This is a genomic window from Curtobacterium sp. MCLR17_007 (assembly GCF_003234655.2).
Classification (GTDB): domain Bacteria; phylum Actinomycetota; class Actinomycetes; order Actinomycetales; family Microbacteriaceae; genus Curtobacterium.
On the sequence record NZ_CP126271.1, the window covers coordinates 2,094,201 to 2,107,325 of the forward strand.

Genomic DNA, 13,125 nt, shown 5'->3' on the forward strand with positions numbered 1-13,125 from the left:
AATTCGTGTTGAGGAATGAAGGGGTGCGGGCGGCTGGGTGCCCCGGACGAGTGTAGCCGACCGCCTCAGTCCCGCCGTCGTGCCCGCCGAGCGTCTCAGTCCCGCCGTCGTGCCCGCCAGGCATCGATCGCGGCCCAGCCGAGCAGCACCACGGTCGCCCCGCCGAGCAGGCCACCCGCTGCACCCGTGCTCAGCACCGCGGTCGGCCGGCTCGGCATCGTCAGGTACACGATCGACAGGATCCCGGCGCCCGAACCGAGGAGCACGAGCAGGATCCGCCGGATCATGCCCGACACCGTCCGGCGGTCGCGCTGGTCGGCGAGCAGGCGGATGTTCACCGACAGGCGGTTCTGCTCGATCGCCTCGCCGATGCGGTCGACCCGGCGCGGCAAGCGCCGGACCGTCGAGACCAGGCCGAACAGCTCGCGGGCGGCGATGCCGCCCAGCACGCTGGGTCGGAGCTGGTCGCGGATCTGCTCGCTCGCGAGGTTGCGCGACTCGTCGAGCAGGTCGAACGACGGCAGCAACGTGCGGAGCGTGCCCTCGAAGATGGCCAGCGCCCGGGCGGCCGCGACGAAGTCCGGCGGGGGCTTCAACCGGTAGCGGCCGAACACCTCGACCGCGTCGTCGACCGTCTGCACGCCGATGCGGGCACCGGGCCCGAGCTCGTCCGCCACGAACCGCGCGATGTCCCGCCGGAAGTCCGGTTCGTCCTCGGCGCGGCGCACCGGCGCCATGCGCAGCACCGCGTCCGCGATGCGCGTCGTGTCGTTCTGGATGTACGCCGCGACGAGTTCCTGCACGACGTCGCGCAGGGTCGGGTCGAGTCGTCCCACCGATCCGAAGTCGATGAGTGCGGGGCGACCGTCGGGCAGCAGCAGGACGTTCCCCGGGTGCAGGTCGCCGTGGTAGATCCCGTCGAAGACGACCTGTCGCAGGAACACCCGCAGGATGGCCCGCATCGGTCCGTCCAGGTCGCGATCGGCACGGGACGCCCGGATCGCGCTCAGCGTGTCGCCCTCGAGGAACTCCATCACGAGCACGCGTCGGCCGGACAGCTCGGGGTACGAGGCCGGGAAGCGGACCTCGTCCGGACGAGCGCTGCGTTCCTGCGCCGCACGCAGGGTCTCGAGGTTCCGGAGCTCGGACCGGAAGTCCACCTGGCGGATCAAGTCGTCGGCGTACTGCTGCGCGACGTCCCGCACGCCGACCTGTCTGGCCTCGGCCGAGGTGCGCGCCATGAACGTGACCACCCGCAACGCGATGTCGACGTCGCGACGGACGGCGTCGTCGATGCCGGGACGCTGCACCTTGACCGCCACAGCGGTGCCGTCGTGCAGTCGCGCCCGGTGGACCTGCGCGATCGACGCCGCGGCCACGGGCGTCGCGTCGAAGGACTGGAACAGCTCGTCGACCGGTGCGTGCAGTTCGCTGGCGAGCAGTTCGGCGACCTCGGACGGATCAGCCGGCGAGACCCCCTCCTGCAACGACGCCAGGCCGTCGGTCCACTCGTCGGGCAGCAGGTCGTCGCGTGTGGAGAGCAGCTGGCCCATCTTCACGAACCCGCCACCGGCCTCCTCGAGCGCCAGGCGGAGGTGCTCGGCCTGGCTGCGCCGCTTGTCGGAGGTCTCCGGGTCGCGGGAGAAGTCCAGCCGGCGGAAGGGCAGGAGGTCGTGACGGCGGGCGATGGACAGCAGTTCGGCGAAGCGGCGCGCGCGGGTCCGGAGGGTTCCCGCGTCGACGGCCTGCCCGCCGCCGAGGTCGCTCAGGCGGGGAGGGTTGGGCACTCAGCCAGCATGCTCCCCCGGCCTGGGGTTCCGCAGGCGACTCCTCCACAGGACGGGAGGCCCGGCTCGTCCCCCACAGGACGGTTCCGCCCGCCCCGCGGTCGTCGGGGCCGCGTCAGGGTCGCCCCGTGGCTAGACCCCGACCTCTTGGTACGCGGTGAACAGCAGGTGGTCCTCGGGCCCCTCCAGCACCACCGGCTTGCCGACACCGTCGAGCACGATGAACCGGAGCATGCCGGCCCGGGCCTTCTTGTCCCGGCGCATCGTCGCCAGCAGCGACTGCCAGCGCCCGAGTGGGTACGTCGTCGGCAGCGACAGTGCGTCCAGGATCGCCCGGTGGCGGTCGACGGTGGCGTCGTCCAGGTGCCCGGTCAGACGCGCGAGCTCCGCGGCGAAGACCATGCCGACCGACACCGCCGCACCGTGCCGCCACTGGTAGCGCTCGGCGTGCTCGATCGCGTGCCCCAGGGTGTGTCCGTAGTTGAGGACCTCGCGTCGGCCCTGTTCCGTGAAGTCGTCCGACACCACGCGTGCCTTGAGCTCGATCGCGAGCTCGACGACGCGGCGGAACTCCGGCGTGGTCGGGTCCGTCGCGCGCTCGACGTCGGCCTCGATGACGTCGAGGATCTCGGGCACGGCGATGAACCCGGCCTTGACGATCTCGGCGAAGCCGGTCAGCACGTCGTTCCGGGGCAGCGTCGCCAGCAGGTCCAGGTCGGCCACGACCGCGTGCGGTGCGGCGAAGGCACCGACCAGGTTCTTGCCCTCGTTCGTGTTGATGCCGGTCTTGCCGCCGACGCTGGCGTCGACCATCCCGAGCACGCTCGTCGGGATCGACACGTACGGCACGCCTCGGAGCCAGGTCGCGGCGACGAACCCGGCCAGGTCGGTGACGGCCCCGCCGCCGAGCCCGATCACGGCATCGGTCCGGGTGAAGTCGGACTGGCCCATCACCTGCCAGCAGAACGCGGCCACCTCGACGCGCTTGGCCGCCTCGGCATCGGGGACCTCGGCGATGAGTGCCTCGAGGCCGGCGTCCACGAGCAGCACCCGCAGTGCCTCCGCACGGGCACCGAGCGTGGGGGCGTGCACGATGAGCACCTTCGCGACGCGGGGGCCGAGCAGCGCGGGCACCGAGTCGAGCAGCCCGCTCCCGACCGCGACCACGTAGCCGTCCTCGCCGCCGACGCGGATCTCGGTGGTGCCCTCGGGCAGGGTCGACTCGGTCACGGTGCTCCTCGTTGGGTTCAGTGGTCGGACTGCAGCCAGCGCACGACGTCGTCGACCACGTGCGACATCGGTCGCCGCGAGGTGTCGACCACGGTGTGCGCGAGTTCCGCGTAGGTCGCGGCGCGCTCGTCCAGGATGGTCTGCCACGCGTCGATGCCGCCGGACGCCAGCAGCGGTCGATCGGAGCCGGCGATGCGCTCGGCGACGGCCTCGGGCGACACGGTCAGCAGCACGATGCGGGCGCCGGTCAGCGCCTGACGCGTGGCCGCGTGCGTGACCGCTCCCCCGCCGACGGCGATCACCCCGCCGGCGCCGATTGCCCGCCGTACTGCGTCGGCCTCGAGTTCGCGGAAAGCGGGCTCGCCCCGGTCGGCGAAGATGCCGGGGATCGGACCGTGCTCGCGCGCGATGACCCGGTCGGTGTCGGTGAAGGGCACGCCGAGGCGCTTCGCGACCCGCTTGCCGACGGTCGACTTGCCCGCGCCCATCGGGCCGATCACCACGACCGGCGCCTCGGCAGGCTGCTCAGCGCTCACCAGGTCGTGGAGTGCGCTGCCGGCTCGGTGCGGCGCGAGCGCAGGGTCTCCGGGATCGACGCGAGGTACGACTCCAGGTTGCGCTTGGTCTCGACGACGTTGTCGCCGCCGAACTTCTCGAGGACGGCGTCGGCCAGGGTCAGGGCGACCATCGCCTCGGCGACCACACCGGAGGCCGGCACGGCACAGACGTCGGAGCGCTGGTGGTGCGCCGAAGCGTCCTCGCCGGTGGCGACGTCGATCGTGTGCAGGGCGTGGGGGATGGTGGCGATCGGCTTCATCGCGGCACGGACCCGGAGCACGGTGCCCGTGGACATGCCACCCTCGGTGCCGCCCGCTCGGTCGCTCGTGCGGATGATCTCGCCGTCTTCGCGGTACAGCTCGTCGTGCGCCTCGGAGCCGCGGCGTCCCGCGGTCTGGAAGCCGTCGCCGACCTCGACGCCCTTGATCGCCTGGATGCCCATGATCGCCGCGGCGAGCCGGGCGTCGAGGCGGCGGTCCCACTGCACGTGCGAGCCGAGCCCCGGCGGGACCCCGTAGAACAGGACCTCGACGACACCGCCGAGGGTGTCGCCGTCCTTCTTGGCGGCCTCGACCTCGGTGACCATGCGGGCCGAGGTGTCGGCGTCGAAGCACCGCAGCTGGTCCTCGTCGAGGCGGTCGACGTCGTCGGGCTGCGGGAGTGCCGTGCCGTCGGGCACCCGGACGGTGCCCACCTGCAGGGTGTGGGCGACGGAGCGCATGCCGAGCTCGGCGAGGAAGGCCTTGGCGACGGCGCCGAGCGCGACGCGGGCCGCGGTCTCGCGGGCGGACGCGCGCTCGAGGATCGGTCGGGCCTCGTCGAAGCCGTACTTCTGCATGCCGACCAGGTCGGCGTGCCCGGGACGGGGTCGGGTCAGCGGGGCACTGCGGCCGCGGGAGAGCTCGGTCTGCTCGACCGGCTCGGGGTTCATGACCTCGACCCACTTCGGCCACTCGGTGTTGCCGATGCGGATGGCGATCGGGCTGCCCAGGGAGTAGCCGTGCCGGACACCGCCCGAGACGTGCAGCTCGTCCTGCTCGAATTTCATGCGGGAGCCACGACCGTAGCCCAGCTTGCGCCGAGCGAGGTCGGTGCGGATGGACTCGAACGACACCGGGACGCCAGCGGGCAGGCCCTCGAGCATCGCGATCAGTTCGGGTCCGTGGGACTCACCAGCGGTCAACCAACGAAGCATGGTGTCCATCCTCCCACAGGCGCCGTCTGTGCGACGCGCCCGTGGGAGGACCGGCGACTACTGGTACGACGGGTGGGCGCGTAGCCATGCCTGGAACTGCTGCACAGCGGCCTCGTGCTGCGGGAGCGTGTCGGAGAACACCGTCTCGCCGGTCTCGAGGTTCACCGTGACGAAGTACAGCCAGTTGCCCGTCGCGGGCTGGGTGACGGCCTTGATGGCGACGTCACCCGGGTTCGAGATCGGCCCCGGCGGCAGTCCCTTGTGCTGGTACGTGTTGTACGGGTTGCCGGAGTCAGAGCGCTCGGCGTCGGTGGTCGTGACGCGGTGCGTGTTCCCGGTGCCGTAGGCGACCGTCGCGTCCGACTGCAGGAGCATGCCCTGGTCGAGGCGGTTCTGGAAGACGCGCGCGACCTTCGGGAAGTCCGCCGCGAGACCCGCCTCTTTCTGCACGAGCGAGGCGAACACGATGACGTGCTCCTGGTCGGCCTCGGCGACGCCGGCGTCCTTCAGGTGCTGCTTCATGGTGTCGACCATCGACTGGAAGTACTGCTGTGCCGTCCACCCCGGGTTGATCGGGTAGGTGGCCGGGAACAACCAGCCCTCGAGCGACGTGACGCCGCTCGGCAGTCCGTACGCCGACACGTCCTTCGCCGCGGCCGAGACCTGCGCCTCGGACAGTCCGGCCTTCGAGACCATGCCGGCCTCGATGTCCGCCAGCGCCGTGCCCTCGGGGATGACGATCGACGCGGTCACCTTGTTGTCCGCGTCCTGCAGGGCGGCGAGGGCGGCCTTCGAACTCATGTGCTTCTTCAACGCGTACGAGCCGGGCTGGAACTGCACCTCGTTCGAGGTGAGCAGCAGCTTGTAGAACGCCGTCGACGTCTTCACCACGCCGCTGCGCTGCAGGGTCTTCGCGACGTCCTCGCCGATGTCGCCCTGCTTGATCGTGATCGTCACCTTCGACGTCCCCGACCCGGTGTAGTCGTCGGTCTCCTGCTTGCCCGAGACCGCCGCGATCACCTGCTGCACCTTCGGTGCGGCGAACGCGTACGCGCCGATGCCGGCCGCGATCACGACCGCGACGATGACGATGCCGGCGACGAGGGCGCCACGCGACCTCCGGTGCGGCTCGCGCGTCGGACGGGAGGCTCGCCCGCCTCGGCCACGACCCCCACCACCGGCGCCGCCCGCAGCGTCGCCGCCGTTGCCGCCGTTGCCGCCGTTGCCGGCACCCTGGTCTGCGTCGCGCGGAGCGCGGGCTGCCGACCCCGTCCCGCCGTCCGCCGCGGAGCGCTCTCCCGGCCCGGTGCCCAGCAGTGCGTGCACCTCGGGGTGCAGCTGGTCGGTGCCGCGGACGGCAGGGCCGTCAGCCGGAGGGACCGAGGATCCCGCGTCGTCAGGAGCGGGAGACGCGGCGTCCCGCGCCGACGCGGACTCGCGGGCACGGGCCTCCCGTCGGGAGAGCGGTCGTCCGATCTCGCCTCCGGCAGCCGCAGCGTCGTCGTGGTCGTCTGATCGGCCGTCGGCGGGCTGCTCAGCCCGCCGTTCGGCGTCGTTGCCGGAGGCGATGATCGCGTTCCAGTCCAGGTCGTCTGCCAACGGTCCTCGGTCTCTCGGTGGGTGACTCCGCAGCGGCTCCGTCGATGCGGTGACGACGGGAGGGCAGCCTATCCAGGGAGCGTGGCCCCCGGAGGGGCGCCGGACGAGCGCTCGTGGTCGAGCGCATGTTGCAGAATGATAACAGCGGCCGCTTGGTCGATCACGGCTCGCGACTTCTTCGTGTTCCGGCCGGCCTGGTGCAGGCCGCGCTGCGCCGTGACCGTCGACATCCGCTCGTCGACCATCCGCACGGGTCGGTGTGCGGCGAGTGCCGCGGCGAACACGCGAGCGTCGGTCGTCGAGGGCGTGTCCCCACCCGACATCGACAGCGGCAGCCCCACGACCAACTCGAGCACGTCGTACTCGTCCGCGATGGCCACGATCCGGGCGATGTCGGTCTTGTCATCGCGACGGACCGTCTCAACCGGGGTGGCGATCAGGCCGTCCCGGTCGCACACCGCGACGCCGATCCGGGCGCGACCGACGTCCACGCCGAGTCGCCGCCCGGACCGCATCGGCACGATCAGCCCGCGAGCCGCGCGGTGACGGCCCGGAGCGCCGCGGGCAGGGCCGATGCGTCGGTCCCGCCGCCCTGGGCGAGGTCGGGCTTGCCGCCTCCGCCGCCGCCGAGCACCCCGGCAGCTTCCTTCGCGAGGGGACCTGCCTGGACACCGGCGGCGCGCGCGGCGTCGTTCGTCGCGACGATCACGGCCGGCTTCCCGCCGACGACGGCGCCGAGGACGACCACCGCGGCACCGTCACCGAGCTGCGACCGCACACCGGTGGCGAGCGAGCGGAGGTCGTCGGCCGACTTCAGGCCGTCGACGGACTCGGCGACGACGGTGGTGCCGCCGATGGTCGTCGCCAGACGGGCGATCGTGGGGACCCGCTGCTGCAGGCCCGCGGACTCGAACTCCGCGATGCGCTTCTGTGCGACGCGGAGGTCCTCCATCAGCGACTGCACACGCGTGGGGAGGTCGTTGCGGGGTGCCTTCAGCGCACTCGACAGCTGCGACACGATCGTTCGCTCGACGGCGAGGTCGCGGAAGCCCTCGAGGCCGACGAGTGCCTCGACGCGGCGGTTGGTCGAACCGACGCTCGCTTCGCCGACGAGGTTCACCAGGCCGACCTGCGCGCTCGAGGCGACGTGCGTGCCACCACAGAGCTCGCGGGACCACGGGCCGCCGATGTCGACCATGCGGACCTCGGCGCCGTACTTCTCGCCGAAGAGCGCCTGCGCGCCGAGCTCCTTCGCCGCGTCGAGCGGCAGGACCCGTGTCGAGACCTCGAGGTCTGAGCGGATCGCGGTGTTGACGACCTCTTCGATCTCGGAGCGGGTGCTGAGCGAGATGGGCTGGCTCCACGAGAAGTCGAGGCGCATGTAGCCCGACTTGTTGTAGGAACCGGCCTGCAGCGCCTCGGGCCCGAGGATGTCGCGCAGCGCGGCGTTCACCAGGTGCGTGGCCGAGTGCGCCTGGGTCGCACCGCGGCGGTACTCGGCGTCGACGACGGTGGTCGCGGCGTCACCGACACCGACCTCGCCGGAACGGACCTGCACCTTGTGGCTCCAGAGCCCGGAGACCGGGCGCTGGACGTCGAGCACCTCGAGGTCGAAGCCGTTGCCGACGATCGAGCCCTGGTCGGCGTCCTGCCCGCCGGACTCGGCGTAGAGCGCGGTCTCGCTGAGGACGACCTCGGCGATGTCGCCGACCACGGCGCGGTCGACGCTGGCGCCGTCGACGATGATGCCGAGCACGGTGGACTCGGCTTCGAGTGCGTCGTACCCCAGGAAGGTGGTCTCGCCCTTCGCGCGGAAGGCGCTGTACACGCTGAGGTCAGCCAGCGCGGTCTTCTTGCTCTTCGCGTCGGCCTTCGCGCGGGAACGCTGTTCGGACATGAGCGTGTCGAAGGCCGCGCGGTCGACGTGGACGCCGGCCTCTTCTGCCATCTCCATCGTCAGGTCGATCGGGAACCCGAACGTGTCGTGCAGCAGGAAGGCGGTGTCGCCACCGATCGCGGGCTGGTTGTCCTGCTTGGCGCGGTCGACCGCGACGTCGAGGATCGTCGTGCCCTGCGCCAGGGTGCGGAGGAAGGTCTCTTCCTCGGCGTAGGCGATGCGCGCGATGCGGTCGTAGTCGGACGCGACCTCGGGGTAGGCGTCGCGCATCGCGTCGCGGGACGCGGGGAACAGCCGCGGGAAGGTCGCGGACTCCACGCCGAGCAGGCGCATCGCACGCACGGTGCGGCGCAGGAGCCGACGGAGGATGTAGCCACGCCCCTCGTTCGACGGCGAGACACCGTCGGCGATGAGCATGAGCGAGGACCGGACGTGGTCCGCGATGACGCGCATGCGGACGTCGTCCTCGTGCACGGCGCCGTAGCGGCGACCGGAGACCGCTGATGCTTCGTCGAGGACCGGACGGACCTGGTCGATCTCGTACATGTTGTCGACGCCCTGCTTGATGAAGGCGACGCGCTCGAGCCCCATGCCGGTGTCAATGTTCTTGTTCGGCAGCTCGCCGGTGATCGTGAAGTCGTACTTGGAGCGGACGTCGGCGATCTGGTACTGCATGAACACGAGGTTCCAGATCTCGACGTAGCGGTCGTCGTCGGTGGCCGGACCACCGTCGATGCCGTACTCGGGTCCACGGTCGAAGAAGATCTCGGAGCACGGGCCCGCCGGGCCCGGCTGCCCGGTCGACCAATAGTTGGTGTCCTTGCCGAGGCGCTGGATGCGGTCGTCCGGCAGGGACGAGTGCTGCTTCCAGAAGGCGATCGCCTCGTCGTCGTCCTCGTAGACGGTGACCCAGAGGTCGTCCGGGGCGAAACCGAGGCCGCCGTCGGACTCCGCGCCGGTGAGGAACTCCCAGGCGTACTGGATCGCCTGTTCCTTGAAGTAGTCCCCAAACGAGAAGTTGCCGTTCATCTGGAAGAACGTGCCGTGACGCGGGGTCTTGCCGACTTCTTCGATGTCGTTCGTGCGGATGCACTTCTGCACGCTGGTTGCGCGGGGGTACGGCGCGGGGATGAGCCCGGTGAGGTACGGGATGAACGGCACCATGCCGGCGACGGTGAACAGCAGCGACGGGTCGTCCGAGACGAGCGAGGCGGAGGGGACGACTGTGTGGCCTCGGTCGCCGAAGTACTGGAGCCAACGGCGGCGGATCTCTGCGGTCTGCATGGTGCTTCCTGGTGACGAGAGGGCGGAACGGGAGGACTTGTCAGACGTCGGTGCGGAGCTCGGCTTCGCGGGAGCGGTACCCGTCTGCCACGGCACCCCGGAACGCCTTCGTGCGGGCGTCGACCTCGGCGAGGAACGTCGCACCGGCCGAGGTCCTGCCGACCCGGTGGGCGACGAGGAACCCGATGACGACGCCGACGGCGACGAAGAACAGCTGCTTCACGGTGCCTCCCTCCAACGCACGCCGAGGCGCGCGTCCGACCAGCTTAGCCGTCACCCCGGCAACGCCGAACGGCGGGCCGCCCGCTGTGGACGACCCGCCGTTCGGGGTGTGCTGTGGATCAGCCGGGGCTGGTCAGCGAGCTGCGTAGTACTCGACGACGAGCTGCACTTCGCAGGTCACGGGGACCTCGGCGCGCTTCGGGCGACGCGCGAGGCGTGCCTGGAGCTTGTCGATCTCGACCTCGAGGTAGCCCGGGACCTTCGGGAGGACTTCCTGGTGGCCACCGGCAGCGGCGACCTGGAAGGGCTCGAGCGACTCGGAGCGCTGCTTGACGTGGATCAGCTGGCCCTCCTTGACGCGGAAGGAGGGGCGGTCGACCAGCTTGCCGTCGACGAGGATGTGACGGTGCACGATCAGCTGACGGGCCTGCGAGGTCGTGCGGGCGAAGCCGGCACGGAGCACGAGGGCGTCGAGGCGCTGCTCGAGCAGCTCGACCAGGTTCTCACCGGTCAGGCCGTTCGTCTTGCGGGCCTCTTCGAAGACGATGCGGAGCTGCTTCTCGCGGATGCCGTACTGGGCGCGCAGACGCTGCTTCTCACGGAGACGGACGGCGTAGTCGCTGTCCGCACGACGGCGCGTACGGCCGTGCTCACCGGGCCCGTAGGGGCGCTTCTCGAGGTACCGGGCCGCCTTCGGCGTCAGCGGGATGCCGAGCGCGCGCGACAGGCGGGTCTTGCTGCGGGTACGTGACTTGGTAGACACAGGGTCCTTTTCTCTGTACTTGCTGAACTGAACACGGGTCTCGGCACGCGCACGTGCCGACGAACCCCGTGAAGGGATCCAGAGGGATGAGCCTGTGGGATCGGACGGCTACAGTCCGAACCTCTGTCCCCGTACCGGACCACGCGAGGTGGTCACGGGACTCTGTTCCCGACGCAGCCGCACGCGGGAACCAGGACGTAGGCCCGTCAACGATAGCAGGGATCCGCCGGGCCCCCAAGCACCGCGCTCACTCGCCGCGGGTGATCCGCCGCAGGCGGTCGAGCCGCGGGCCGACCTCTCGCTCGAAGCCGTTCGTGGTCGGCGTGTAGTACTCGGTGCCCTGGAGTGCGTCGGGCAGGTACTGCTGCTCGGCGACGCCGTGTTCGGCGTCGTGTGAGTACACGTAGCCCTTGCCGTGGCCGAGGCGCTTGGCTCCGGCGTAGTGGGCGTCACGCAGGTGGTTCGGCACCACGCCCATGCGCCCGGCCTTGACGTCGGCCATGGCCTGGTTGACGCCGTTGTAGGCCGCGTTCGACTTCGGCGCGGTCGCAAGGTAGACGACCGCCTCGGCGAGGGGGATGCGGCCCTCGGGCATGCCGATCAGCTGCACGGCTTGGGCGGCGGCGACCGCGATGGGCAGGGCCTGGGGGTCCGCCATCCCGATGTCCTCGGACGCCGAGATGATGATGCGTCGCGCGATGAAGCGCGGGTCCTCGCCCGCCTCGATCATCCGGGCCAGGTAGTGCAGCGCGGCATCGACGTCGCTGCCCCGGACGGACTTGATGAACGCACTGATGACGTCGTAGTGCTCGTCGCCCTGTCGGTCGTAGCGCAGCAGCGCGCGGTCCACGGCGGCGGCCACGGTGTCGGCGTCGACGACCGGCACGCCGTCGTCGTCGTCCTCCTGCGCCGCACCGGCGGACGCGGCGGCGGCTTCGAGCGCGGTCAGCGCGCGGCGGGCGTCTCCCGAGGCGAGGCGCACGATGGCCGCGCGGGCTTCGTCGCCCAGGACCACGGAGCCACCGAGACCGCGCGGGTCCTCGACCGCGCGGTCGACGAGCATGCCGAGGTCGGTGTCGGTCAGGGGCTTGAGCGTCAACAGGAGGGACCGTGACAGCAGCGGCGAGATCACCGAGAACGACGGGTTCTCGGTGGTCGCCGCGATGAGGATCACCCAGCCGTTCTCGACGCCGGGCAGCAGGGCGTCCTGCTGGGCCTTGCTGAACCGGTGGATCTCGTCGAGGAACAGCACCGTGGTGGCCCCGTACAGGTCGCGGTGCGTGAGGGCCTTCTCCATGACCTCGCGCACGTCCTTGACGCCGGCCGTCACGGCGGAGAGCTCGACGAACTCGCGGCCCGACTGTCGGGCGATGGCCTGGGCCAGGGTCGTCTTGCCGGTGCCGGGCGGTCCCCAGAGGATCACGGACACGCCCCCGGGGTTCTCACGGGTGCCCGTCGCGAGCTGCACGAGCGGCGAGCCGCGACCGAGCAGGTGCTGTTGTCCGGCGACCTCGGCGAGACTCGTCGGTCGCATCCGGACCGCCAGTGGCACGGACCCCTGCGACAGCCCCGTACGCCCACCGGTCGTGGGCGCCGTCATGCCCGATCGATCCGCTGCCATGGCGCCAATCGTAGGCGCGGAGACCGACACCGGATCCATCGGCGCGGTCCGATACGCTCGCAGCACACTGTGACGAGAGGGCAGACCAGCACCGTGGCACCGAAGAACCAGGCGCGCGAGGACCGCGAGGCACGCGAGCGGCTCCGACTGTACGAAGCACGGCAGGGTCTGCACGTCCGGCAGCGACGCCGTCGGGTGCGGGACGACCTGTTCGGTGTCGGTGCGCTCGTCGTGGTCGCCGCCCTCGCGACCGGCTCGCAGCTGGCCTTCGCCGGCTCACGCCCGTCGCACGACGCGAGTGCCAGTGCCAGTGCCACTGCCACTGCCTCCCCCACGCCGTCCTCGAGCGCCACGCCCGCGAACACCGGCGACGTGCCGAGCGCCTCCATCGCGAAGGACAGCACCTGGACGGGCACGCTCACCCTCAACAAGGACGTCGACCTCGGGATCGAGCTCGACGGCAAGGCCGCTCCCCAGGCGGCCAGCGTCGAGATCGACCTGATCCGCAAGCAGTTCTACGAGGGAACGAAGTGCCACCGGCTCGCCGACAGCGCGGACTTCAAGTTCCTGCAGTGCGGCTCGGCGAACGGCGACGGCACGGGTGACGCCGGCTTCGAGTACGGCCCGATCGAGAACACGCCGAGCGATGACCTGTACCCGAAGGGCACGATCGCCGTCGCGCGGAGCTCCTCGACCTCGTCCCAGTCGACGCAGTTCTTCATCGTCTACGGCGACACGACGCTCGACGGGTCCACGGGTGGGTACACGGTCGTCGGCAAGGTCACCAGCGGCCTGGACGACCTGCAGCGCGAGATCACCTCGAAGGGCATCAGGGACGCGGGCCAGGACGGCACGGGTGCCCCGAAGGTGGCAACCACCATCACCGGCGCCACGATCGAGCGCCAGCAGTAGTCCACAGTCTCCGCACCGGCGGGTCGCGCAGCCCGCAGTTGCAATAGGGTGGCTTCC

General features: G+C 70.9%; 11 protein-coding genes. 1 reads left to right on the forward strand and 10 read right to left on the reverse strand.

The window, feature by feature from the left end:
• Positions 1 to 95: 95 nt before the first annotated feature.
• The 10 genes from DEJ13_RS10005 to DEJ13_RS10050 form a co-directional block, all read right to left on the reverse strand.
• Entirely contained in the window at positions 96 to 1,787 is a 1,692-nt protein-coding gene (locus tag DEJ13_RS10005) for an ABC1 kinase family protein (RefSeq protein WP_056124179.1), read from the reverse strand.
• Positions 1,788 to 1,919: 132 nt separating this feature from the next.
• Positions 1,920 to 3,017, reverse strand: coding sequence for a 3-dehydroquinate synthase (gene aroB, locus DEJ13_RS10010; protein WP_258374043.1), 1,098 nt, complete (start codon positions 3,015 to 3,017; stop codon positions 1,920 to 1,922).
• Between the two features lie 17 nt (positions 3,018 to 3,034).
• Positions 3,035 to 3,553: a shikimate kinase gene (locus DEJ13_RS10015; protein WP_258374044.1), complete on the reverse strand. Its 519-nt coding sequence runs from the start codon at positions 3,551 to 3,553 to the stop codon at positions 3,035 to 3,037.
• Positions 3,550 to 4,770, reverse strand: coding sequence for a chorismate synthase (gene aroC / locus DEJ13_RS10020; protein ID WP_056124176.1), 1,221 nt, complete (start codon positions 4,768 to 4,770; stop codon positions 3,550 to 3,552). The genes DEJ13_RS10015 and aroC overlap by 4 nt, the downstream gene beginning before the upstream one ends.
• A gap of 57 nt (positions 4,771 to 4,827) precedes the next feature.
• Positions 4,828 to 6,369, reverse strand: coding sequence for an endolytic transglycosylase MltG (gene mltG / locus DEJ13_RS10025; protein WP_258374045.1), 1,542 nt, complete (start codon positions 6,367 to 6,369; stop codon positions 4,828 to 4,830).
• A 68-nt stretch (positions 6,370 to 6,437) separates the two neighbouring features.
• Positions 6,438 to 6,884, reverse strand: coding sequence for a Holliday junction resolvase RuvX (gene ruvX / locus DEJ13_RS10030; RefSeq protein ID WP_181436962.1), 447 nt, complete (start codon positions 6,882 to 6,884; stop codon positions 6,438 to 6,440).
• A gap of 8 nt (positions 6,885 to 6,892) precedes the next feature.
• Positions 6,893 to 9,550 carry an alanine--tRNA ligase gene (gene alaS, locus DEJ13_RS10035; protein ID WP_111106334.1) on the reverse strand — a complete coding sequence of 886 codons (2,658 nt, stop codon included), beginning with the start codon at positions 9,548 to 9,550 and terminating at the stop codon, positions 6,893 to 6,895.
• Between the two features lie 40 nt (positions 9,551 to 9,590).
• The gene (locus DEJ13_RS10040) at positions 9,591 to 9,773 is read right to left on the reverse strand and encodes a hypothetical protein (RefSeq protein WP_056124165.1); all 183 of its coding nucleotides are present in this window, start codon (positions 9,771 to 9,773) and stop codon (positions 9,591 to 9,593) included.
• Between the two features lie 132 nt (positions 9,774 to 9,905).
• Entirely contained in the window at positions 9,906 to 10,535 is a 630-nt protein-coding gene (gene rpsD / locus DEJ13_RS10045; RefSeq protein WP_056124163.1) for a 30S ribosomal protein S4, read from the reverse strand.
• A 247-nt stretch (positions 10,536 to 10,782) separates the two neighbouring features.
• Positions 10,783 to 12,156 carry a replication-associated recombination protein A gene (locus DEJ13_RS10050; protein WP_502868692.1) on the reverse strand — a complete coding sequence of 458 codons (1,374 nt, stop codon included), beginning with the start codon at positions 12,154 to 12,156 and terminating at the stop codon, positions 10,783 to 10,785.
• A gap of 69 nt (positions 12,157 to 12,225) precedes the next feature.
• Here DEJ13_RS10050 and DEJ13_RS10055 point away from each other — a divergent pair, with 69 nt between their 5' ends.
• The gene (locus tag DEJ13_RS10055; protein ID WP_258374046.1) at positions 12,226 to 13,068 is read left to right on the forward strand and encodes a peptidylprolyl isomerase; all 843 of its coding nucleotides are present in this window, start codon (positions 12,226 to 12,228) and stop codon (positions 13,066 to 13,068) included.
• Positions 13,069 to 13,125 lie beyond the last annotated feature (57 nt).